At 64.4% G+C, this 22,016-nt stretch carries 21 protein-coding genes; 2 read left to right on the top strand and 19 right to left on the bottom strand.

The window, feature by feature from the left end:
- The 5 genes from J7360_RS08580 to J7360_RS08560 all read right to left on the bottom strand — a co-directional run.
- The coding region (locus J7360_RS08580) for a transposase (protein WP_059001059.1) at positions 1-200 on the bottom strand (200 nt) is incomplete at its 3' end.
- A 555-nt stretch (positions 201-755) separates the two neighbouring features.
- The gene (gene murU, locus J7360_RS08575) at positions 756-1,466 is read right to left on the bottom strand and encodes an N-acetylmuramate alpha-1-phosphate uridylyltransferase MurU (RefSeq protein ID WP_007966117.1); all 711 of its coding nucleotides are present in this window, start codon (positions 1,464-1,466) and stop codon (positions 756-758) included.
- Positions 1,463-2,482, bottom strand: coding sequence for a phosphotransferase (locus J7360_RS08570; RefSeq protein ID WP_057662283.1), 1,020 nt, complete (start codon positions 2,480-2,482; stop codon positions 1,463-1,465). Before J7360_RS08570 ends, murU begins: the two co-directional genes overlap by 4 nt.
- 57 nt (positions 2,483-2,539) lie before the next feature.
- Positions 2,540-2,812: a GlsB/YeaQ/YmgE family stress response membrane protein gene (locus J7360_RS08565; RefSeq protein WP_042675747.1), complete on the bottom strand. Its 273-nt coding sequence runs from the start codon at positions 2,810-2,812 to the stop codon at positions 2,540-2,542.
- A gap of 468 nt (positions 2,813-3,280) precedes the next feature.
- Positions 3,281-4,774: a M20 family metallopeptidase gene (locus J7360_RS08560; RefSeq protein WP_007966124.1), complete on the bottom strand. Its 1,494-nt coding sequence runs from the start codon at positions 4,772-4,774 to the stop codon at positions 3,281-3,283.
- Between the two features lie 157 nt (positions 4,775-4,931).
- On the opposite strand from J7360_RS08560, the gene J7360_RS08555 reads away from it, so the two are divergent.
- Together J7360_RS08555 and J7360_RS08550 are read left to right on the top strand one after the other, a co-directional pair.
- Entirely contained in the window at positions 4,932-5,306 is a 375-nt protein-coding gene (locus tag J7360_RS08555) for a helix-hairpin-helix domain-containing protein (RefSeq protein ID WP_343237348.1), read from the top strand.
- 419 nt (positions 5,307-5,725) lie between these two features.
- The gene (locus tag J7360_RS08550) at positions 5,726-6,637 is read left to right on the top strand and encodes a HutD family protein (RefSeq protein WP_209033656.1); all 912 of its coding nucleotides are present in this window, start codon (positions 5,726-5,728) and stop codon (positions 6,635-6,637) included.
- Positions 6,638-6,885: 248 nt separating this feature from the next.
- Here J7360_RS08550 and J7360_RS08545 read toward each other — a convergent pair whose 3' ends face one another.
- The 14 genes from J7360_RS08545 to sufB form a co-directional block, all read right to left on the bottom strand.
- The gene (locus J7360_RS08545; RefSeq protein ID WP_209033654.1) at positions 6,886-8,679 is read right to left on the bottom strand and encodes a flavodoxin domain-containing protein; all 1,794 of its coding nucleotides are present in this window, start codon (positions 8,677-8,679) and stop codon (positions 6,886-6,888) included.
- Positions 8,670-9,647, bottom strand: coding sequence for an FAD:protein FMN transferase (locus J7360_RS08540; protein ID WP_209033652.1), 978 nt, complete (start codon positions 9,645-9,647; stop codon positions 8,670-8,672). Before J7360_RS08540 ends, J7360_RS08545 begins: the two co-directional genes overlap by 10 nt.
- 205 nt (positions 9,648-9,852) lie before the next feature.
- Positions 9,853-10,656, bottom strand: coding sequence for a DUF4198 domain-containing protein (locus J7360_RS08535; protein WP_022558854.1), 804 nt, complete (start codon positions 10,654-10,656; stop codon positions 9,853-9,855).
- Between the two features lie 176 nt (positions 10,657-10,832).
- Positions 10,833-11,348: a DUF2271 domain-containing protein gene (locus tag J7360_RS08530; protein WP_007966136.1), complete on the bottom strand. Its 516-nt coding sequence runs from the start codon at positions 11,346-11,348 to the stop codon at positions 10,833-10,835.
- Between the two features lie 21 nt (positions 11,349-11,369).
- Positions 11,370-12,011, bottom strand: a complete 642-nt coding sequence (locus J7360_RS08525) for a PepSY-associated TM helix domain-containing protein (RefSeq protein ID WP_089095705.1) — start codon at positions 12,009-12,011, stop codon at positions 11,370-11,372.
- Positions 12,012-12,018: 7 nt separating this feature from the next.
- Positions 12,019-12,777: a tetratricopeptide repeat protein gene (locus J7360_RS08520; RefSeq protein ID WP_209033650.1), complete on the bottom strand. Its 759-nt coding sequence runs from the start codon at positions 12,775-12,777 to the stop codon at positions 12,019-12,021.
- Positions 12,770-13,456, bottom strand: coding sequence for a Fe2+-dependent dioxygenase (locus J7360_RS08515; RefSeq protein WP_057662301.1), 687 nt, complete (start codon positions 13,454-13,456; stop codon positions 12,770-12,772). The genes J7360_RS08520 and J7360_RS08515 overlap by 8 nt, the downstream gene beginning before the upstream one ends.
- A 48-nt stretch (positions 13,457-13,504) precedes the next feature.
- Positions 13,505-15,823 (bottom strand): TonB-dependent siderophore receptor, encoded by a 2,319-nt coding sequence (locus tag J7360_RS08510; protein ID WP_209033648.1) that lies wholly within the window; start codon positions 15,821-15,823, stop codon positions 13,505-13,507.
- Between the two features lie 343 nt (positions 15,824-16,166).
- Positions 16,167-16,496, bottom strand: a complete 330-nt coding sequence (locus tag J7360_RS08505) for a non-heme iron oxygenase ferredoxin subunit (protein WP_008571843.1) — start codon at positions 16,494-16,496, stop codon at positions 16,167-16,169.
- Positions 16,493-17,032, bottom strand: a complete 540-nt coding sequence (locus J7360_RS08500; RefSeq protein ID WP_022558859.1) for a GNAT family N-acetyltransferase — start codon at positions 17,030-17,032, stop codon at positions 16,493-16,495. The genes J7360_RS08505 and J7360_RS08500 overlap by 4 nt, the downstream gene beginning before the upstream one ends.
- A gap of 141 nt (positions 17,033-17,173) precedes the next feature.
- Positions 17,174-18,418: a cysteine desulfurase gene (locus J7360_RS08495; protein WP_057662307.1), complete on the bottom strand. Its 1,245-nt coding sequence runs from the start codon at positions 18,416-18,418 to the stop codon at positions 17,174-17,176.
- Positions 18,415-19,677, bottom strand: a complete 1,263-nt coding sequence (sufD, locus tag J7360_RS08490) for a Fe-S cluster assembly protein SufD (RefSeq protein WP_022558861.1) — start codon at positions 19,675-19,677, stop codon at positions 18,415-18,417. Before sufD ends, J7360_RS08495 begins: the two co-directional genes overlap by 4 nt.
- On the bottom strand, positions 19,677-20,441 hold the full coding sequence (gene sufC, locus J7360_RS08485) for a Fe-S cluster assembly ATPase SufC (protein ID WP_017158996.1): 765 nt from the start codon (positions 20,439-20,441) through the stop codon (positions 19,677-19,679). Before sufC ends, sufD begins: the two co-directional genes overlap by 1 nt.
- Before the next feature lie 108 nt (positions 20,442-20,549).
- Positions 20,550-22,007, bottom strand: a complete 1,458-nt coding sequence (gene sufB, locus J7360_RS08480; protein WP_057662309.1) for a Fe-S cluster assembly protein SufB — start codon at positions 22,005-22,007, stop codon at positions 20,550-20,552.
- Between the last annotated feature and the right edge of the window lie 9 nt (positions 22,008-22,016).

The following is a 22,016-nucleotide window of genomic DNA, read 5'->3' as shown; positions in this document are numbered from 1 at the left end:
TTGAGCCGGCGGTTCTCCTCCTCCAGCTCCTTCATGCGCGCGACCATGGACACGTCCATGCCGCCGAACTTGCTGCGCCACTTGTAGAACGTCGCCGAGCTGATGCCGTGCTCGCGGCACAGCTCCGGCACGGGCGCACCGGCCTGGGCCTGCTTGAGCACGGCGATGATCTGGCTGTCGGTAAAGCGGGACTTCTTCATGGAACCTCCTCGAGAAAGGGTACGAGAAAATTCCACTTCTGGCGTCTGCTAATGGGCGGGGGGATTACCCCGCGACGGTGGGCGGGAAACGACCAGTCGGCTTGGTCGGTACTCAGAGTTTTCAACAAGCGATCAGCACTGGCGACACGGCGTATTCGCTCTTCAACAAAACCATCAGCAAACTATCTGGTGCGGTGTCCTCGCCGATTGCGGGACCGTTGGCGGCATGGATGCCGCCATCGAGCCCCCATGGACGGGTTTACGGCGTGTCCCGCGAGCGGTGAGGGCACCGCGCACTCGAGCTCGAGTTCTTCGCGTTCGCTGCAGGGCCCTTGCCCGCCACCATCGCGGGACACGCTGCAAGTGCGTCCTTGTGAGCTCTGTGGCGGCATCCATGCCGCCACGGGTCCCGCGACGGTGAGCGGGCAAGGACCAGTCAAGTTGGTCGGTGCGCAACGTTTTTAATAAGCAACTAGCAATGCGCTGGCGCGGTGCTTCTGTTCTTCAACAAGCAACCGGCCAATGACGACGAGCGTTACGACAGCAAGGCTGCGATCAGGCGCCCTCGCGCAGTAACTGTGCGTCCAGCTCGGCCAGCCGCTGTGGTGTACCGACATCGGTCCAGCGCCCGGCATGGTGGATGCCGTCGATCAGGCCTGCCGCCATCTGCGCGCGCAAGATCGGCGCCAGCGCAAACCGCGGTGCCGTGCCGGTCTGTACTGGCAACGGACCAATCACCGATTGCCAATCGCGCAGCAGTGCAGGTCGATACATGCCGATGCCGGAATAGGTAAGCGTTGCGGGCAGATCTGCGCGCACCTTGCCATCCCCATCCAGCGCAAAGTCTGCGCGCGCTGCATAGACGGGGCGATCGACAAGCACCAGCTGCGCCAGCCCTGCCGGTGCCCGCGACAGCCGGGCAAAGTCGAAATCCGTCCAGATGTCGCCATTGACCAGCAGAAACGGCGCATCGCCCAGCAGCGGCAGCGCATGCAGCATGCCGCCGCCGGTTTCCAGTGGCGTCGCACCTTCATACGAGTAGGTCAGGCGAAGACCGAACGCGCTGCCATCGCCCAACACCTGCGGGAATTGCTCGGCCAGCCATGAGGTATTGATCACCGCCTCGTCCACGCCCAGCGCCGCCAGCTTGCGCAGGTGCCACACGATCAACGGCGCACCACCGGCCGACAGCAGCGGCTTGGGCGTGTGCTCTGTCAGCGGGCGCATGCGCTCGCCGAATCCTGCGGCAAAGATCAGCGCCTTCACATCGGGGCCTGCTGCGCACGCGCAGCCAACGCGGGTTTGATCACCCCGTCAAGCAGGCCGATTAACGGCGCAAGCTCGGCGTAGCGCGGCAGTACTTCGTCCAGATACGCAATGAAACGCGGCACATTGTCCAGATACCAATGCTTGCCATCGCGATGACTCAGACGCGAGAAAATCCCCAGGTTTTTCAGGTGGCGCTGCACGCCCATCCAGTCCGCATCGCGCAGGAAGTGCGCCAGCGGCGGCACCGGCAACCCGGCCGCCGTTGCTCGTGCATGATAGTGCTGCAGCCAGCCGTCTACCCGAGCGATCGGCCAGCTCACCGAGGTGTCCTTGAACAGGCTGATCGGGTCGTAGGCGATCGGGCCGATCACGCAGTCCTGAAAATCCAGCACCGCCGGGCCATCGGGCACGGGCATCAGATTGCGCGGCATGAAATCGCGGTGGGTGAACACGCGCGGCTGGGCCAGCGCGTTGTCCATCAGACGGCGCTGCACCAATTGCAACTGCTCGGCATGGGCGCAGTCCAGCTGCACGCCCAGGTGGCGGCCCAAGAACCATTCTTCGAACAAGCCGGCATCGCGTTGGAGCAGCGCTTCGCCAAACACGCCACTATCGGCAGGTGGGGGGATTTTTTGCAGCAGCAGCAGTTGGGCAATCGCGCCATCCAGCAAGTCGTTGGCGTTGGCGTCGGTGAGCACCTGTGCCAGCGTTGGCACGCCCAGGTCCTCCAATAGCAAAAAACCGTTTTCCAGGTCCTGGGCAAGCACCTGCGGTACGCGTACCCCATGGGCGCCCAATAGCGCATGCATGCGCAGCCACGGCGCAACGTTTTCCAGCTTTGGCGGCGCATCCATCAAGATGCGGTCCACGCCATTCCCGCGCGTGCGCCAATAACTGCGAAACCCCGCATCGACCGATGCGCGCTGCAGCGAGGCCAGTGGATCGTCGAGCGCTTGCTGTGCCCACCGCAGGCGAAGCGCGTCGCGCGCAGGATCCGGATGAAGTGACGTCATGGAGAAAAGAGGCGTAGGGAAGTAATGGATAGACGCAGCAGAAACGCTTTGAAACGCTCAGTGCTTGCTGCCACTGAACAACCGCAACAACGCCAGGATGGCAATCGCTCCGAGCAGCGCGCCAAGGAAACCGGCCGGCTCGCCCGCGCGGTACCACCCCATGTAACGGCCAAACCAGGTCGCGACCACGGCACCGGCAATGCCTAGCACGATCGTCAGCAGGCAGCCCAGACGTTGCGTACCAGGCGTAATGAAACGCGCCAGCAGCCCAACCACAAAACCGACCAGCAGAATGTAGAGCCAGCTGTCGCTACCAAACAGATGATTCATCGCAGCACCGAAGGTGGACGGGATCGGCAGACTAGCATTTCGGATGTCGCTGCCTCACGCAGCGGGCACAGGAGCGCGCAAGCGGATGCACTGCCTTCAGGATGGCATGGTCATCGGCTCCTGCTGCCAGGCGCTCATGGCTTCGGGCAGTTCTTTCCCGGGACGTTGTCTTCCTACAGAGAAGTCGTCTTTCAATAAAGAAATCCCTGCGGGAACCTTGACGATTTAGGTGTGCAAAAGACACCAGTTCTGCGCTGGGCAATGCGCACCAGGCACGTCCCGAAGAAGAGCAACGGCTATCCCCTCTCCCAACGGAAGCGGGGTTGGGGGAGGTGCGGGGCCAGGCAGTGCATGAAGCGGGTTAGCCCGACGACCAAGGTGCACCTGCAGTAGTCCTCATTTAAAAGCGCAGACCGACCTCTCATGACATCGATGCGCGCCAACCGCACGCATCGATGAAGCCACAACTCAACAGCAACCATGCCCACCATGACGGGTGCCGCTATCGGCGGCCACCGGCGAGCCGCTGGTTTCGCCGCGCAGGCAGGCGGCGTGATGGTCGGCAATCACCTTCGAGACGCAGGCAGTCACGCGCTTGCCCATCGGGATGTGCAGGAACTCGTTGGGGCCATGCGCATTGGAATGCGGGCCGAGCACGCCAGTGATCATGAACTGCGCGCCGGGAAACTTCTCGCCAAGCATGCCCATGAACGGGATCGAGCCGCCTTCGCCCATGTACATCGCCGGCTTGTCGAAAAAAGCCCGGCTGGCGTCGTCGATCGCCTTCTCCAGCCATGGCGCCATCGCTGGTGCATTCCAGCCAGACGAGGCCTTTTCCAGATCGAGCGTCACCTGCGCACCATTGGGCGGGTCGCGCAGTAGCGCTGTCTTGAGCAACTCGCCGCACGCCTTCCCGTCGGCCGTTGGCGGCAGTCGCAGCGACAGTTTCACCGCGGTCTGCGGACGCAGTACGTTGCCGGCCGACGCCAGCGGCGGCATGCCGTCCACACCGGTGATCGACAGCGCCGGGCGCCAGGTGCGGTTCAACACCAATTCGGTGAGGTCCTCGTGCATCGGCACCAGGCCATCGACCATCGGGAATTTGTCGAAGATAGCGGTATCCAGTGTGGCAGCGGCGGCCTTCGCTTGGGTCAGCCGCTCGGCCGGCACCTCCACATGCAGGCCATCGAGCAGGATGCGGCCGGTGGTTTCGTCTTCGATGCGCGACAGAAGCTGGCGTAGCAGGCGGAAGCTGGACGGCACCACGCCCGAGGCATCGCCCGAGTGCACGCCTTCTTCCAGCACCTTGACCGTCAGGTTGCCGCCGGTCAGCCCGCGCAGCGACGTCGTGCACCACAGCTGCTCGTAATTGCCGCAGCCCGAGTCCAGGCACACCACCAGCGACGGCTTGCCGATGCGCTCGGCAAGATGGTCCACATAGGCCGGTAGATCGTAGCTGCCGGATTCCTCGCAGGCCTCGATCAACACCACGCAGCGCGCATGCGGCAGGTCCTGGTTGCGCAGCGCCAGGATCGCGGCCAGCGACCCGAAGATGGCGTAGCCGTCGTCGGCGCCACCACGCCCATACAACTTGTCGCCGCGCAACACCGGCTCCCAGGGCCCGAGGTCCGCATCCCAGCCGGTCATCTCCGGCTGCTTGTCCAGGTGACCGTACAGCAGCACGGTGTCGTCCCCCGATTCGGGGCCGGTGGCCGGGATCTCGATGAAGATCAATGGCGTGCGGCCTTCCAGGCGCACCACCTCCACCTGCATGCCGTCGATGGCCTGCGCGCGCGCCCAGGTCTCCATCAACACGACCGCCTGCTCCATATAGCCATGGGCCACCCAATCGGCATCGAACATCGGCGACTTGTTGGGAATACGGATGTAATCGACCAGTTGCGGGACGATCTCGCGGTCCCAGGTGTCGCTGACGAATTGGTCGATCTTGGCGCTGTCCATGGAGGCTCCGAATGCGTGACGTAGCCGGACATTCTACGCCCGCCTTGGGGGGTAGGTATTTCCCTACAAGGCGGCGCGCAGTTCACCGGCTGTGTGAAAAGTTCGTTGGCGATAGGATTGCTGCATGTGGCGCGGGACACTGGCTCCGCTGGCAGGAATGCTGGCTAGGACCATCACCCAAGCCACAAGGAGCGTTGCAATGAAGTCATTTACCGTAGTCCTGAAGTCCCTGCTAATGGCGTTGCTGTTGTCCTCGAATGCGTATGCACTCGATAAGGTCGATATCAACACCGCGTCTGCTGAGGAATTGGACAAGGTGCTGATGAATGTCGGGCGATCAAAAGCCGAGGCAATCGTCGAGCACCGTCAGGCAAACGGTCCCTTCAAAAGTGCCGAGGAACTGGCACTGGTCAAGGGCATCGGACTCAAGACGGTCGAACGGAATCGCGACCTGATCGAAGTTGGAGCCACGATGGCTCCAGCCAAGAAGGCTGCCAAGGGGGCGGCGGTGAAACCGGTGGGACGGCGTTAAGGGGAAGGGATCCGAGATACGGTTCGACGCGAGGATGCGTGGCCGCAACCTAACTGGACAGGATGTCCGGGGGATGGCTGGAAGCCGACAAGGACGTGGAATCGCCCGGTGTTGCACTTGGATGTGCAGCCGGGCGTTTTTCGTTTGGGTCTCTGAAGATCTTGGGATCGCGCATTGCCAGGGTGCTGTCAGGTTGACAGCAAAACCAGCGGGTGGTCTTCAGTCGGATATCGACTGCGCTGCAAAGCCTCGACGTGTTCGAGTGACTCATGCGTAGCGAACACCCGTCGAGCCCGCATCGTGTCGTTAGCCCGCTTCCAGATGTTCAGGTCGCTGGCTATGCGTCTTGCCGATAAAGGCAGACGAAGCGGCAAACTACGGCCTGACCTCGGGGCGCGAGCTTCAGGCACAATGCGCCGATGCAGCTGACAGACCTGAGCAGCCGGGTGATTCCGGCCAATGAATACCGCCGTGAGCGGTGGCGCAATCAGTTGGGTTGGACCCGAGAGATCCTGCGTCTGGGCGATAAGGCGCAGTGGGCATTGCGGCTGTCGATTGCCGAAATCGAGCAGGATGCCGCGTTCTCTGCATTCCCGGGCATCGATCGTGAGTTGGTGCTGCTTCGGGGTAGTGGCATGCGTTTGACGTTCGGCAGTGGCGATGCTGATGTCGAAACCGAAACCGAAACCGAAACCGAAACCGAAGCCGAAGCCGAAGCCGAAACCGAAGCCGAAGCCGAAGCCGAAACCGAAGCCGAAGCCGAAGCCGAAACCGGTACCAGTGCTAGTGCTAGTGGCAGTGCTGGCGCTCGTGCGAACGTCAGCACCGAGAATGCCGAAACCGAAACCGCTGCGGATGCCTGGAAGGGGATGGGTTCAGACGCTAGTGGCGCAGAGAGTGTCGGCGAGCATGCTGCTGTCGATGGATCGCTGAGCGCTGGTGAGCGCGTCGTTGCCAACGCTTCCCGCAGCAGGCGTGTCGACTTAGTGCCGCCCTATCAACGCGTGCGATTTGCCGGCGAAGATGCGGTTGAGGCGGTGCTGCTGGACGGTCCTACCCAGGATTTCAACCTGATGTGGCGGCGCGATTTGCTGCGGACCGAGCTGCTGCATCGTCCGCTGGTCGGCACCATGTTGTTCTTTGCCGACCCGGGTAGCGCCTGGGCGATTCATCTGCTTGCCGGCCAGGCGAGTTTCGGGCGCGATAGCGGTTTGCCGTCGTTGGCCGCTGGCGATACCGCGTGGCTGAGCGCAGCGACGCGCACCCGTTACGTGCTCGACGGTGGCGGCGAGTTGTTGGCGATCCGGGTGAGTCCGTTGCTGGAACCTTGAGCCTGACGGACACCGCTACTTGGTCCTGCCCGCGGCGGATCGGTCAGCGGCGCAAGCCCCTGCTGGTTGTGTGCGGTCCGGATATCTTGGATGTGCGTCTGCCCGCGGTTTGTAGCCCGTGCTTTTGGGTCGCGAGCGGACGGTGTCCTATGTCGCAGGCGTGCTGGACGAAATGCAAACCGTGGCGTCGACGCGTGTCTGGCCGATTAGTGGTATGAAAGGTTCAGCGGCGCGGGTGACGCGGATCATCAGTACACATCGCGTCGGTAGCGGCCGTCGTGTATCAGTTGCTGTCTGACCGATGCACCCAGGATATTGTCTAGCGCATGGTCTACCTCTGGCGCCATGCCGCGAAGGCTGCCGCACACATAGAGGCAGGCACCTTGCTCGACCCATACGCGCACCTCGGCGGCGGCCGCACTCAGTGCGTGCTGCACATAGCGTGCGGGTTGATCCTGATCGCGCGAGTACACGCGGTCCAGACGTTCGAGCCAGCCGGCTTGTTGCCAGTGCTGCAGTTCCTCGGCGTAGAGCGCATCGTGCGCAGCGCTGCGTTCGCCGAACACCAACCAGTTGCGCCGCGCTCCGGCAGCGATACGTGCGCGCAGATGCGCGCGCAGGCCGGCGATGCCGGTACCGTTGCCGATCAGCAGCATGGGCCGATCGGGAGCCGGCGGGTGGAAGCCGGGATTGCTGCGTAGGCGCAATGCAATCGGTGCGCCGATCGGAGCATGCACGCACAGCCAGCCGCTGCCCAGGCCCAGGCTGCCGTCGCTGTGGCGGTGTTCGCGTATCAATAGTTCGATCTGACCTTCTTCGGGGATCGAGGCGAGCGAGTAGTCGCGATGCGGGAGGGCGACCAGATTGCGCACCAGCGTTTCAACGTCCAGTGGCGATGCGGTGCCGATCCCGGAAGCTGTACCCATCGTCGCAGTCGCCTGTGCCTTCGTCTCTTCGGTTGCGTTGCCTGCGGCCAGCGCCACATCCACCCATGCGGCGATTTCCGCGTCTACCGTCGCAGCTGCTTGTTCGGCTGCTTTTCGGGATGGGGCTGCATTTTTCTCCCTGCCGACAGCCAGATCGGCAGGAAGCTGCGCGCCGCTGAGCCAGTCGCGCAGCATGCGGTTGTCGATAGACTGCGCGCCATCGCAGCGATGCCGGCGCAACCAGGCGTCCACCGTGGCAGGTGGATGGTGTGGCGCGATCTCGGCGATGTCGCCTGCTTTCCACGTGGGTAATTGGCCATCGCAAGGCGTCAGCCGCAGCCGATAGATCGGCGCGCCGGCACTGCCGGGATTGACCTGGACGCGCTCGCGCAGTTGCCAGGCTGCGTAGGTCGGTACGCTCCAATGCGGCTGCGTCGCGAGCGCGGGCGCCAGTTCGGCCAGTTGTCGCTGCCATTGGTGCAACGCACGCGGGTCAGCGTTGTCGACCTCGATGCGCGCGAACAAGCGTGTGGCACCGCGCGCCTGCAGGCGATCGTCGAGGCGCCGGCCGAATGCGCAGAACTGCGCGTAACGCCGGTCGCCCAGCGCCAGCACGGCGTAGCGGAGTGCGGCCAGATCCTGGCCATCAGCGGTCAGCCAGCGGTACTCGGCGGCCTGCAGATGGTCGGGTGCATCGCCTTCGCCGGTGGTGCTGACGATGCACAACAACCGCGCCACACGCGCGAGCTGGCTGGCATCCACGGCGTCCATCGGCAGTGCATCAGCGCCCACCCCGGCCGACTGCAAAGCGGCAGCGCTGCGTTCGGCCAGTTCGCGCGCGAATCCGGTCTGGCTTGCCCAGGCGATCAATACGCCATTGCCGTCGCCGTCGCCGTGGCTGTGTTGCGCGGTAACGTAGTTGGATGAGCGCCATGCGACGAGTACGCACAATGCGGCGTACGCCACCGTGCCCAATGCCGCCAATTGCCAGCGGTGCGGCGTCGGTGGGCTCCACCACGCGCCGCCATGCAGGCTTCCGAACCATGCGAGCAGCGCCGCCAATACGAGCATTACCATGCCGTTGCCGACCCAGGCGAGTGACATTGCTAGGCGCATGATGCGCCCAGATGCTGTTCGAAGGCAGGGCTCATCGATTCGTGGAGCGCACCGTTGTTGCGCGACAGGAAGCGCACCGCCAGATGCGCAGTGCGTGCATGGGCGAGTCCGTCATCTACGCCGAGCACCGTCATTGCCGTGGCCCACGCATCTGCATGCATCGCATCGTGTGCGAGCAAGGTGACGGCGGCAGGCGCATGCGGCACCGGTACGCCGGTGCGCGGGTCGAACGTGTGCGCATAGCGGATGCCGTCGGCGTCGAAGCGGTGCCAGCGATCGCCGGAGGTAGCCACTGCCAGCCCATCCAGCGCGAGAACGCGTGCCGGCAATGCCGCGCCGGCATCTTCGTCGGGCGCGGATTCCACCAGCACGCGCCACGCGCTGCCGTCGGGTTTACGGCCGTATCCGAACAATTCGCCGCCGACCTCGATCAAAGCGCTCGCGATGCCGGCCTGCACCAGCGCGTGGTGTACGCAGTCCACGCCAAATCCCTTGGCAATTCCCGAAAGATCCAGCGCCACTGCGCCAGGCTGCAGCACGCGCATGCCGTGCAGATCCAGGCGCTGCCAGCCGCAACGCAAGCCGGCCAGCCCGATCTGCTCGCGCGTGGGCACCCGTCGTCGGCCGCCTGAGGCGCCAAAGCCCCACAGCTCCACCATTGGACCGATCGTGGGATCGAAGGCACCGCCGCTGGCCTGGGCGATGTCCAGCGCGGCGCGTAACACCGTATGAAACTCGACAGGCAGCGTCTGCCAATGACCCGCCCTGGCACGGTTGTAGCAACTGATATCCGATTCGGGTTCCCAGGTGCTCATCTGCTGGACGACGCGATCCAATGCGGCCTGGATACATGCGTGCAGCGGATGCAGGTCGCGCCCGCGCGGCGCCACCAGCTTCACGCTCCAGGTGGTGCCCATGCTGCGCCCCCCCAGGGTGGCGATGTCGTGGTCTGAAGGCGCTGCGGGCATGGCGTGATCGGATGGGGGCGGGAAGCGGCAGCATGCAGCAAATGTGCCCTTGCTGCCGTGCGGGACAGCTTGAGGCCAAGAGCGTCACGATCAGCCGTCCGTGCGTGGAACAGCGCAAAAACCAGTGTGTGCGAAAGATACTCCCCGCAGCGCGCGTTGGCCGCGCCCGCCTGGCGGCGAGCGCTGTGGTCTTTGTGCGCTGCGCTTATTGCGGCAGCACTTCCAACGTGGCGACATAGCCCAGGCGACGTTGCTTGGCTTGCGGCAGCGAGGTCTTGGTGTCTTCGCTGGTGGTTTCCAGCCAGTACATGCCCGCTGCCGGCCAGGTGACGCTGAAGCCGCCCTTGGCATCGGTCTTGAGCTTGATCTCGTTCTGCGCATCGCGATAGCGGGTGCCGCCGCGCACGATGTCGATCTCCAGTCCCGCGGCCGGTTTGCCGTCCAGCTGCAGGGTGAACTGCGCGGCTTCGCCGGCGACCAAGTCATTGGGATGGGTGACCGGAATCAGCTCGATGCCCTTGCCGCTGGGCTTGAACACGCTGGTCGTCGGTGCGCCGCGGGTGACGAAGGTTTCCACGCGGCTGAGCGATTGCGAGACCTGCAGTTCCTTGGCGTCTTTCGGCACTTCGGTGGCGAAACTGGCTTCGTTGCCGCGCCAGCGCTTGGGTTTGCCGTCCTCTTTCCAGCTGGCGAACAGGCCAGCGTTGACGATGGCGAGCTTGTAGGTGCCGGGCTGGGCGAGCTGCAGGTCGAACACGCTGCGGTACTTGCCGGTGGCCGGGTTCTCCGGCTTGAGCGCGCTGCCATCGGGGGCGGTGATGCTCAGGTTGTCCAGCCGCAGCGGCACGTGATTGAAGTAGAACAGGTCGTTGGAGACGGCAGCATCCACGGTGATCCACGGCGCGTCGCCAGCGATGACGGTCTGCGATGGCAGCAACCAGGCCTTATGGGCAAGTGCGCTGAGCGGCAGGGTGGCAAGCAGGGCAACCAGGACGAGCGAACGTTTCATGACAACTCCTTGAAAGACGATGACAACGATGGGGCGCATGTAGGATCAGCGCGAGACTGCAACGCTGTCTGGATGCGTGGAAAGCGCCAGGCGTTAGACAAAACGCGTTGCCGCAACGCGAGGTGTGCACTGAAAAATCCACGCGCTGGAGAGCGCTGCGAGCGCCAACGCAGCGGTCAGGGCTTTGCAACCAGACTGACCGCACCGAGCTCGCTGCTGCCGCTGGCTTTGGCCGTCTGCGCGGACGTCGCCGGCCAGGTGAAAGGCAGCTTGACCAGTTCGCGGCCGCCAACTTCGCGTGCGGCTTCCACCACCAGCGTGTATTGCCCCGCCGGCAGCGACTTCAATGCGCCCTTGCTATCGGAAAACGACAGCGCATGCGCGCCGGCCGGCCGGGTGGGACCGGTGACGCCATCGACCGGCACGCTCAGGGTGCGGCCGCTCTTGCGCCACCACTGGCGCAGATCCGGCAGCCATTTGGTGCCGTGGCCTTCGGCGGTGTCCCTGGATTGATACCAGACCGCCAGATTGGCGGCGACCTTCTGATCTGCGCCTTCCAGCCAGACCGCGACATACGGGCGGTGGTATTCGGCGACGTTGAGCTTGGGGATTTCGACGTTGATGTCGAGTGTGGCGGCATACGCCGGCATGGCGAGCAGGCCGCTCAAGGCGATGGTCAATGTGGCGCGCATGATCGTCTCCGGTAGAAAGATTCAGTGGACCAACAGCAGGGCAAGCAACAGCGGAATCAGCAGGCCAAGGCCGACCAGCGGCCAGGTCATGTGCCGCTGCCGTGCATGCAGGTGGAGAAGGAACAGGCCGGTGATGCAGAACACCAGGCAGGCGATCGCAAAGACATCGATAAACCAGCCCCAGGCCGGCCCGGCATTGCGGCCTTTATGCAGATCGTTGAGATAGGCGACCCAGCCGCGCGCAGTGCGTTCGTATTCGATCGCGCCGGTGCGGCGGTCCAGGCTCAGCCAGGCGTCGCCGCCGGGGCGTGGCAGCGCGACATACACCTCGTCCGCCGACCATTCGCCGTTGCGCGTGCCGATGCTGATATCGAGCTCGCGCCCCAGCCATTGCGCCACGCGCGGCGGCAGCGGTGCATTGCCGTCCTGCCGGTTGCCCAGCGTCTGCAGCAGCGCGGGTGGCAGCGTCAGCGTGCGTTGTTCGGTCGATGGGCTGGCTTCGATGCGCGCGGCGTGATTCAAGGTCAGCCCGGTGACGGTGAACAACAGCATGCCAATCAGACACAGCGCCGAGCTGATCCAGTGCCACTGATGCAGCATGCGCAGCCAGAAGCCGCGGCGTTGCTGCGCGCTGGCGAGGCGAGCGTGGTCTGAGGTCGACATGCTGCGCTCAGGCCACATCTTCGGGAACGCGGGGCTGCAGTTGCCGCTGCCGTGCAGCCACCTCGTGCAGCAAGGCGCGCAGGCGCGGATGGCGCGCGCCGGCCAGCAGTGGTGCGAGCTGTTGCAGAAAGCCGGCGTGGCCACCTGCGATGGCGCGGCGCATCCATGTCTCGGCCTGATCCAGCTCGCCGCTGTCGGCAAGCAGGGTGGCGTAACCGGCCTGGCCGCGGAAATCGCCCGCTTCGGCAGAGCGGCGGTACCACACGCATGCGGCCAGAGGGTCTGCAGCGCAGGCCAGGCCCTGGTCGAGATAGCGCGCCAGGAAGTTCATCGACTTGGCATGCCCGGCTTCGGCCGCGCGGCGGTACAGCGCCAATGCCTGCGCGTGGTCCTGCGCCACGCCGCGCCCGGAGGCGTACATGTGCGCCAGGTTGTACATGCCCCATGCCAGGCCGTGTTCGGCGGCGCGGCGATACCACAGCACGGCCAGCACCGCGTTGATGGCGGTGCCGAACCCGAGTTCATGGCAGCGGCCCAGCTGGTTCATCGCCTCCGCACCCCCTGCGTTGGCGGCCACTTCGTACCACAGCATCGCTGCAGCCGGATCTGCGGCAATGCCGCGTCCTTCGGCGTACATCTGCGCGAGCAGCAATTGTGCGCCTACGTCATGGTTCGTAGCGGCTTTGTGCAAGCGCGCACGTGCCTGTTCCGGCTGCGTGCGCAGCAATGCGCTCAGCTGCGCGATGTCCAGCGCCGGCTCAGACATCGGCCCATTGCCGCAGCAGGTTGTGATACACGCCGGTGAGCTGGATCAATGAGGGATGCCCGGGCGTGTCCTGGGTGAGGCGGCGGATCGAAACATCCAGCTCGAACAACAGGCGGCGCTGCGCGGCGTCGCGCAGCATGCTTTGTGTCCAGAAAAAGCACGCCACGCGCGCGCCACGTGTGACCGGCATGACCCTGTGCAGACTCGTGCCCGGATAGATCACCAGATGCCCGGCCGGCAGCTTGACCGACTGCGTGCCATAGGTGTCTTCGATGACCAGCTCGCCACCGTCGTAGCTGTCCGGGTCGCTGAGAAACAGCGTGGCCGAGACATCGGTGCGCACCGCTTCGGCGCCGCCACGACTGCGGTCGTACCGCACCGCATTGTCCACGTGATAGCCGAACGACTGCCCGCCGCTGTAGTGATTGAACAGTGGCGGATAGATCCTGCGCGGCAACACTGCCGAAAAGAACGTGCTGCTGCGTGCGAGTGCCTCCAGCACCAGCGCGCCGGCCTCGCGTGCAACTGCGCTGTCTTCGGGCAACTGCGCATTGTCCTTGGCCTGTGCCGACTGGTGACCGGCGGTGATGCGGCCGTCTGCCCAGTCGGCCACGTCCAGCTGCGTGCGCAGCTGGCTGAGTTGCGCGGGGCTGAGCACATCGGGGATGGGCAACAACATGCGGTGGTCTCCACGTCGCCCGCGCAGCGCGCACGGCGTGCCTGAGGGTTAGAAGCTGAAGGTGGCGTTCAACACTGCCGAGCGGCCGTCACCCGGCAACGCCCAACCGCTGCCCGCCGTGACGGTTCCTGCGGCGTTGACGGTGAGGTTGTTGCGGATGCTGGTGTAGTACTCCTTATCGAACAGGTTGTTGACGTTCAACTGCAGGCTGAGCCACGCATTGACGCGCAGGCCGACCATGGCGCGATGCACCCAATAGGCGTCGGTCTTGCGGTAGACCGCGGTCGAGGTGTTGTTCGGATAGAAGCTGCCCTGATAGTTGACGCCGTAGCCGAAGGTCCATTGGTTGAGCTGGTAGGTGGTCCAGAGATTGCCGGCGTTACGCGGGGTCTGCACCAGTTCGCGCCCGGCGATGGGGTCGCCTGTCAGGCTGGCGGTGCGATTGGACACGCTCTGCAGCACTTCGCTGTCCAGGAAGGTGTAGTTGGCGAAAAGGGACCAGCGCTCGGTCAGGTAGCCGGCCGCGCCCAGCGCAATGCCGTCCACACGTGCCTTGCCGTCCAGTACCTGCTCGGGGACCAGCGGGTCGCCGCTGTTGACCTTGTAGTTCTCGCGTTCGTTGCGGAACACCGCGGCGGTCAGCGCCAGGCGCTCGTCCAACACGTCCCACTTGCCGCCCAGTTCGAGATTGACCGCGGTTTCCGGTTCGACATTGCAGTTGGCACCCACGGTGGAGGTGGCAATCGGCGTGCACGAGCCGTTGACCGAGGCCTTGGATGGCGTCTTCGCATTTGCATAGGACAGATACAGGCTGGCGTTGTCGACCGGCTTGAACACCAGTCCGGCGCGATAGGAAAACAGATCGTCCTTGCTGCCGGCCGGGAAGCCTGCGGCCACGCCGGTGATGCCGCCGGTAGCGTTGACGGTATAGGTGGTGGTGTCGCCTTCGTTGTGCTCGTAGCGGCCGCCCAGGTTGAGCATCCATTGCTCGTTGAACTGCAGCGTGTCGAACAGGTACACCGCCTGGTTGGTCAGGCTGCCCTTGCTGCGGCCAGTGCGGAAATAGTTCTGCGGGCCGGTCCAGATGTTGTAAGGGTTGTCGAACGACTGCAGCGGGTAGGTGATGCCGGTGGTGGAGCCGTCGGCGTTGCGGAAGAGCGAACCGCTATCCAGTTCGAAATCTTCCTTGCTGAAGGCGACGCCGGCGACCACGCGATGTTCGATTGCACCGGTGTGCAGCGTGGTGGTCAGATCGGTTTGGCTATGTGCGATGAAGTTTTCGGTGTCGCGCACCAGTCCGCGTGGCCCGCTGTTCGGGTTCCAGGTCGACGGCGGCTGGCCCACGCACGCGCGGCCGGTGTAAGCATTGGTGTTGTTGGCCAGGCACCAGGTGCCCTCAGGTGCGGTGGCGGTGGTGCTCTGATCCACACGCTGCAAGCGCGCCAGGCTGCGCAGTTTGACGTTGTCGTCGAAGTCCATTTCCAGCACGCCAGTGAGCATGTCCACGTCGATCTCCTGACGCGACACATTGCGATAGCCGTAATAGGTTTCGCGGTCCACGCCCGGCAACGGGCCATCGTTGAACGGGCTGAGCGCGAACGGCACGCCATACTGCGGCAGGTTGTTGTCGTGCTGGTGCAAGTAGCTCAGCGTAAAGCGCGTGTCCGAACCCAGGCCGAAGGCCACCGACGGCGCAACGCCCCAACGGTGACGGAATTCTTCGTCGCGGCCCGGCACGTCCTGGGTGTGGCCCATCGCATTCAAGCGTACGGCGGTGCCGTTTTCGAAGTCGTAATTGCTATCGGCAGTGAGGCGGCCGTAACGGTCGCTGCCGCCGCCGATCATGACGTTGGTGAAGTTGCCCTGGCCGGCGGTCTTGGTGACCAGGTTGATGTTGCCACCGACCGAGCCTGCGCCGGACATGGCCGAGTTGGCGCCGTTGATGAGCTCGACGGATTCGAGGTTGAAGGTGTCGCTGCGGCTGTACTGCGCGCTGTCGCGCACGCCGTCTGTGGTGATGTCGCTGCTGGCGGTGAAGCCGCGCAGGTTGATGCTGTCGCCGTAGCCGCCACCGCCTTCGCCCGCACCGAAGGTGATGCCGGGCAGGGTGCTGAGTACATCGCGCAGCGACAGCAGATTCTGCTGGTCCATGGTCTGCTTGGTGACCACGGTGATGGTCTGCGGCGTGTCGCGCAGGGCTTCTGTGTACTTGGGCGAAGACGGCTTCTGCGCACGTTCCTGCTGCACCCGGATCGCATCCAGATCCACCGCCCCTGGAGGCGCCGACACATCGTCGGGCTGGGCGAAAGCGGGGGCGGACAGCGTCAGCAACACGGCCGAAGCGAGCGGGGAAATGCGAGGCGTCATGGAAGGTCTCAAGGAGGATGCGAGGCTCCCACCTGGCGATGGCTTGGCGGATGCGGGATGGAATGCGTGGATGCTGCGCCGGCTAACCCGAAGCGCTGCGCCGACAGCCGCCCGGGCCAGGCAAGCCGAGGCGCTGCGCAAGGGCGCGCAGGCGAGGCGAACGAGCGGGGCAGGCGTCGAGCGGGGCTGGGTGCATGGGATCGCAGGCAGGCCAGTTGTTAAGAAGGCCTTAAGGATACGATCTTAAATGCAAATCATTCTTCTTTGCAATATCTGCCAGTCGGTGGCAGACGCTGCGATGCGTGGCGCCGTGCATCGGCACCGTCGCTGCAACGCTCCCGCTTCAACGATCGTCGCGGGTCCAGATGCCGTCGTGTTCGCGCTTGACCGGGAATTTGGGCACGGCCGTGTAGGCAGGCGCGCACAGAGGGCGGCCGTCGCGGACATCGAAGCGCGCGCTATGCAACTGACATTCGATGGTGCCGGCTACCGGATCGAAGCTGCCAGGCGACAGCTCGTAGTCTTCGTGGCTGCAGCGGTCTTCCAGCGCGTACAAGGCGCCATCGAGGTTGAACACCACGATCGGCGTATCGGTGACCTCGTCCCAGACGGTCTGCATTTCACCGGGCAGCAGCGCATCGCTGGCACAGACGAAGGTCCAGGTGTCGCTCACGGGCTTGGCCCGTTCAACTGCTTTTCCAGCACTTCAAAACGCAGATCCTGGCGCAGCGGAATGCCGAAGCGCTCGTCGCCATACGGGAAGGGTTTGACGATGCCGGTGCGACGATACCCACGCCGTTCGTAGAAGGCGATGAGTTCATCGCGCACATCGATGACGGTCATGCGTATCACCGGCAGCTGCCATTGGCGATGTGCAAGGCGCTCGGCTTCGGCCAATAGCGTCTTGCCGAGCCCGCTGCCCTGCAGCGAAGGATCCACCGCAAACATCCCGAAATACCCGGCGCCGTGGTCATCGGCAATGTGCGCACAGGCCACCAGACGCCCATCCTGTTCGACCACCAGCACCAGGCTGCGTTCGCGCAGGATATCGTCGCGCAGCACGGCCGGATCGATACGCGCACCCTCGAGAATATCGGCCTCGGTGGTCCAGCCCACGCGGCTGCTGTCGCCGCGATAGGCCGAGGTCACCAGCAGGACGAGGGCGTCGATGTCAACGACGGTGGCGGTGCGGAAAGTGGTGGTCTGCATGGGCACAGTTTAATCGGGAATGGGAAATGCGGAATGGGGGAAGCGCTGCGCTGCCCGATGAGCCGTGTTCCATGCATCGCATGCCACCGGCGTTCGGGAGAACCGCTCTTTCGATTCTCCATTCCCGATTCCCGATTCCCATCAGCCCAACAGTCGACGCACCTTCACCAACGCGGCGACGAAGCGTTCGATTTCGTCGTGCGTGTTGTAGAACGCCAGTGACGCGCGGCAGGTGGCGGCGACGCCGTAGTACTGCAGCAGCGGATGCGCGCAGTGTTGGCCCGAGCGCACCGCGACGCCTTCCAGGTCGAGCAGGGTGGCCAGGTCGTGCGCGTGTGCACCGTCGATCAGGAACGACACCACCGCGGCCTTGTCGGGCGTGGTGCCGAAGATGCGCAGGCCGTCGATGCGTTGCAGTTCTTCGGTGAAGTGGGCGAGCAGTTCGGCTTCGCGTGCTTCCACGTGCGCCAGGCCGATCGATTCCAGGTAATCCACTGCCGCACCCAGGCCGACGAAACCGGCGATGTTGGGCGTGCCGGCTTCGAACTTATGCGGCGCATCGTTGAAGACGGTGTTCTCGAAGCTGACTTCCTTGATCATCTCGCCGCCGCCCAGAAACGGCGGCATCGCCTGCAGATGCTCGCGACGTGCCCACAGTGCGCCGGTGCCGGTGGGGCCGCACATCTTGTGCCCGGTGATGGCGTAGAAATCGCAGCCGATGCTGGCCACGTCGATGCGCCGATGCGGTGCCGCCTGCGAGCCGTCCACCATGGTGACGATGCCGCGCTTGCGCGCTTCGCGGCAGATCTCGCGTACCGGGTTGACCGTTCCCAGCACGTTGGACACGTGGGTGATCGCCAGCAGTTTGACGTCAGGTGTCATCGCCTTGCGCAAGCCATCCAGATCCAACGCGCCATCGGGCGTGATGTCGGCCACGCGGATGGTGGCGCCGGTACGCTGGGCCACCAACTGCCACGGCACGATGTTGGCATGGTGCTCCATGCGCGAAATCAGGATCACATCGCCGGCGCCCAGCCGCGGCAATGCCCACGAATACGCCACCAGATTGATCGCGAAGGTGGTGCCGCTGCACAGCACCAGCTCATCGGCGCGGACGTTGAGAAAACGCGCCAATTTGTTGCGCGCGCCCTCGAACGCGTCGGTCGCCTCGCTGCCGAGCGCATGCACGGCACGGCTTACGTTGGCGTTCTGGCGGCGGTAGAACTCGTCGGTGGCGGCAATCACCTGCAGCGGCTTCTGCCCGGTGTTCGCGTTGTCGAAATAGATCAGCGGCTTGCCATGCACCTGCCGCATCAGCAGCGGGAAATCCAGGCGCACGCGGTCCCAGTCGGGCGTTGCGCTGGGCGGAACGGCGGACACGTTCATGCCACGCCCGCCGAATTCAATGCACGGTCCAGTTGCAGCGCCAGCACGGCGCTCAAGGCGGCCGGCAGCACGCGCAAGGGTTCGTGACAGAACGCGGCACTCAGCAGGCGCTGCGCCTGTTGCTGCGGCAAGCCGCGCGAGCGCAGGTAGAACAAGGCGTTGTCGTCGAGCTGGCCCACCGTGGCGCCATGCGCGGCCTGCACCTCGTCGGCATCGATCACCAGCACCGGCTGGGTATCGATTTCGGCATTGGACGACAGCAGCAGATTCTTGTTGGACAGCCGTGCATCGGTGCCGTCGGCGCCTGCGCGGATGCGGATGCCACCATGGAAGACCACGCGGCTGCGGTCCGCGCCCACACCGCGCCATACCAGTTCGCAGGCGGTGTCGCGCGCGATATGCTCGATGCCCAGCCGCGTGTCCACATGCCGGCGGCCGTTGCCGAGCAGCACGCCATTGGCGGTGAGCTGGGCGTTGTTGCCTTCCAGGCGCACGTTGAGCTCGTGCCGCGACAGGCCGGCACCTAGCTCCAGGTCCACACGCTGGTAGCGCGCGTCGCGCGCCAGCACCGCGTCGGTGCGCAGCAGCGACGTCGCATGTGCGCTGCCGGCCTGCACGCGCGCGTGCGACAGCGCTGCGCCCTGTGCCAGATGCACGTGCATCACGCTGTTCTCCAGATGCGCGGCGTCGCCGACATGCAGGTGATGCTCGATTACCTGCAGCGCAGCGCCGGCACGCAATTCGATCAGATGGCGGTGATGCCACGACAGATCCTGCTCGCCGGCCACGCCGACGAACACCAAATGCAGTGGCAGCTCGATCTGCGCGCCGGCATGCACGCGTACCAGCACGCCTTCGTCGGCAAGCGCGGCATTCAGGCGCGCAAAGACCTCGTCGCTGCCGTCGAAGCGGCGGCCCAGCAACTGCTGCGCCTGGTCGCTTGCAGCCAACGATGCAGACAGGGTGTCCAACTGCACGCCTTCCGGCAACGTGGACAGATCGCTGAGCGCCTCGGACGGGCGGCCATTGACCAAGACCAGGCGTGGCGAAGGGATGTCGTCCAGCGCGGCGGCATCCACCAGCGTCGGGACCAACGGGGCGGGCTGAAAGCTGCGCCGTTCCAGCTGCCGCAACGAGGTGTATTTCCAGGCCTCGGCACGTGGGCCGGGCAGGCCGGTCTGCAGGGCGGCATCGAGCTCGGCGCGGCGTGCATCACTGCCGCTGAACCCGCGCGCCAGGGAGTCGAGCAGGGCACTCATCAGGCGGCAACCTCGGGAACCACGCGGTCTTTCAGGAAGTGATAACCGTGCTTTTCCAGTTCCAGGGCCAGTTCCGGGCCGCCGCTCTGCACGATGCGGCCCTCGGCCAGCACATGCACCACGTCCGGCTTGATGTAGTCGAGCAAGCGCTGGTAATGGGTGATGACCAGGAACGACCGCTCGGGCGAACGCAGCGCGTTGACGCCGTCGGCCACGCTCTTGAGCGCATCGATATCCAGGCCGGAATCGGTCTCGTCCAGAATGGCGAGCTTGGGCTCGAGCACGGCCAGCTGGAAGATCTCGTTGCGCTTCTTTTCGCCGCCAGAGAACCCTTCGTTGACGCCGCGATGCAGCAGCTCGTCCTTCAGATGCAGCACCGCCAGCTTCTGCCGCACCAGCTTGAGGAACTGCATCGAATCCAGCTCGTCTTCGCCACGCGCCTTACGCTGCGCGTTCAGCGCGGCGCGCAGGAAATAGGTGTTGTTGACGCCGGGAATTTCCACCGGGTACTGAAAGGCCAGGAACAAGCCAGCGGCGGCGCGTTCTTCCGGCGGCAGGTCGAGAAGATCCTTGCCGTCGAACTGCACGCTGCCTGCGCTGACCTCATAGCCGTCTCGACCGGCCAATACATTGCCCAGCGTGGATTTGCCGGCGCCATTGGGACCCATGATGGCGTGCACCTGGCCGGGCTGGATGTCCAGCGACAGGCCCTTGAGGATGTCTTTGCCGGCGATGCTGGCGTGGAGGTTGGTGATCTTGAGCATGGGATTGGGGATTCGAAATTTGGGATTGGTAAAAGCGAGTCAGCCGGTCGGCATCGGTGTGGGGTTCTGCGAATTCCCTATCCCCAATGCCGAATCTCTAAGGCAGCGTCAGCCGACGCTGCCTTCCAGCGAGACTTCCAGCAGCTTCTTGGCTTCCACTGCGAACTCCATCGGCAGTTCGCGGAACACCTGCTTGCAGAAGCCGTCGACGATCAACGACACCGCATCTTCCTGGCTGATGCCACGCGCGCGGCAATAGAAGAGCTGGTCGTCGCTGATCTTGGAGGTGGTGGCCTCGTGTTCGACGGTGGCGCCCGGGTTCTTCACCTCGATATAGGGAAAGGTATGAGCGCCACACTGCTTGCCGATCAACAGCGAATCGCACTGCGTATAGTTGCGTGCACCATCGGCATTGCGGTCCACCTTGACCTGGCCGCGATAGGTATTTTGGCCACGCCCGGCGCTGATGCCCTTGCTGACGATCTTGCTCTTGGTGCGCTTGCCGATGTGGATCATCTTGGTGCCGGTGTCGGCCTGCTGACGATGGTGGGTCAACGCGACCGAATGGAACTCGCCCACCGAATCGTCGCCAATCAGCACGCACGACGGGTACTTCCAGGTGATCGCAGAGCCGGTTTCGACCTGGGTCCAGGTCACCTTGCTGCGCGCGCCACGGCATTCGGCACGCTTGGTGACGAAGTTGTAGATGCCGCCGCGCCCTTCCTCATCGCCCGGGTACCAGTTCTGCACGGTCGAGTACTTGATTTCTGCATCTTCCAGCGTCACCAGCTCGACCACCGCCGCATGCAGCTGGTTCTCGTCGCGCATGGGCGCCGTACAGCCTTCCAGATACGAGACGTAGGCCTTGTCTTCGCACACGATCAAGGTGCGCTCGAACTGGCCCGTATGGCCGGCATTGATGCGGAAATACGTGCTCAATTCCATCGGGCAACGCACGTCCTTGGGGATGAACACGAAACTGCCGTCGGAGAACACGGCCGAGTTGAGCGCAGCGAAATAGTTGTCGCCCACCGGCACCACGCTGCCCAGGTACTGCCTGACGATCTCCGGGTGCTCCTTGATGGCCTCGGACATCGAACAGAAGATCACGCCTTTTTCGGCCAGTTCCTTGCGGAAGGTGGTGCCGACCGAGACCGAATCGAACACCGCATCGACGGCGACCCCGGCCAGCTTGGCGCGCTCGTGCAACGGCACGCCCAGCTTGTCGTAGGTGTCCAGCAATTCCTTGGGCACCTCGTCCAGCGAGGCGTATTTCGGGCCCTTGGGCGCGGAGTAATAGCTCAGCGCCTGGAAGTCGATCGGCGAGATCTGCAGCTTCGCCCACTCCGGCATCGGCATCTTTAGCCAATGGCGATAGGCCTCTAGACGCCAGTCGGTCATCCATTGCGGCTCGTCTTTCTTGGCCGACAACGCGCGGATGACGTCTTCGTCCAGGCCGGGCGGGAGCGAGTCCGATTCGATTTCGGTGATGAAGCCGGCGTCGTAGCGTCGACCCAGCCGTTCGAGGATCTGCGCGTTCTGTGGGGGAGCAAGTTCGGTGGCCATTGGGCTGCC

Source organism: Xanthomonas sp. D-99 (assembly GCF_017746145.1).
GTDB classification, from domain to species: Bacteria; Pseudomonadota; Gammaproteobacteria; order Xanthomonadales; family Xanthomonadaceae; genus Xanthomonas; species Xanthomonas cissicola.
The sequence above is the reverse complement of the archived record's forward strand: the minus strand, read 5'-3'. Positions and strand labels throughout refer to the sequence as shown.

Coding starts and splice junctions, on each gene's coding strand:
- J7360_RS08570 (WP_057662283.1), bottom strand. CDS start 2,482: ATGACGTCACTTCATCCGGATCCTGCGCGCGACGCGCTTCGCCTGCGG.
- J7360_RS08565 (WP_042675747.1), bottom strand. CDS start 2,812: ATGAATCATCTGTTTGGTAGCGACAGCTGGCTCTACATTCTGCTGGTC.
- J7360_RS08560 (WP_007966124.1), bottom strand. CDS start 4,774: ATGGACAGCGCCAAGATCGACCAATTCGTCAGCGACACCTGGGACCGC.
- J7360_RS08555 (WP_343237348.1), top strand. CDS start 4,932: ATGCTGGCTAGGACCATCACCCAAGCCACAAGGAGCGTTGCAATGAAG.
- J7360_RS08550 (WP_209033656.1), top strand. CDS start 5,726: ATGCAGCTGACAGACCTGAGCAGCCGGGTGATTCCGGCCAATGAATAC.
- J7360_RS08545 (WP_209033654.1), bottom strand. CDS start 8,679: ATGCGCCTAGCAATGTCACTCGCCTGGGTCGGCAACGGCATGGTAATG.
- J7360_RS08540 (WP_209033652.1), bottom strand. CDS start 9,647: ATGCCCGCAGCGCCTTCAGACCACGACATCGCCACCCTGGGGGGGCGC.
- J7360_RS08535 (WP_022558854.1), bottom strand. CDS start 10,656: ATGAAACGTTCGCTCGTCCTGGTTGCCCTGCTTGCCACCCTGCCGCTC.
- J7360_RS08530 (WP_007966136.1), bottom strand. CDS start 11,348: ATGCGCGCCACATTGACCATCGCCTTGAGCGGCCTGCTCGCCATGCCG.
- J7360_RS08525 (WP_089095705.1), bottom strand. CDS start 12,011: ATGTCGACCTCAGACCACGCTCGCCTCGCCAGCGCGCAGCAACGCCGC.
- J7360_RS08520 (WP_209033650.1), bottom strand. CDS start 12,777: ATGTCTGAGCCGGCGCTGGACATCGCGCAGCTGAGCGCATTGCTGCGC.
- J7360_RS08515 (WP_057662301.1), bottom strand. CDS start 13,456: ATGTTGTTGCCCATCCCCGATGTGCTCAGCCCCGCGCAACTCAGCCAG.
- J7360_RS08510 (WP_209033648.1), bottom strand. CDS start 15,823: ATGACGCCTCGCATTTCCCCGCTCGCTTCGGCCGTGTTGCTGACGCTG.
- J7360_RS08500 (WP_022558859.1), bottom strand. CDS start 17,032: ATGCAGACCACCACTTTCCGCACCGCCACCGTCGTTGACATCGACGCC.
- J7360_RS08495 (WP_057662307.1), bottom strand. CDS start 18,418: ATGAACGTGTCCGCCGTTCCGCCCAGCGCAACGCCCGACTGGGACCGC.
- sufD (WP_022558861.1), bottom strand. CDS start 19,677: ATGAGTGCCCTGCTCGACTCCCTGGCGCGCGGGTTCAGCGGCAGTGAT.
- sufC (WP_017158996.1), bottom strand. CDS start 20,441: ATGCTCAAGATCACCAACCTCCACGCCAGCATCGCCGGCAAAGACATC.
- sufB (WP_057662309.1), bottom strand. CDS start 22,007: ATGGCCACCGAACTTGCTCCCCCACAGAACGCGCAGATCCTCGAACGG.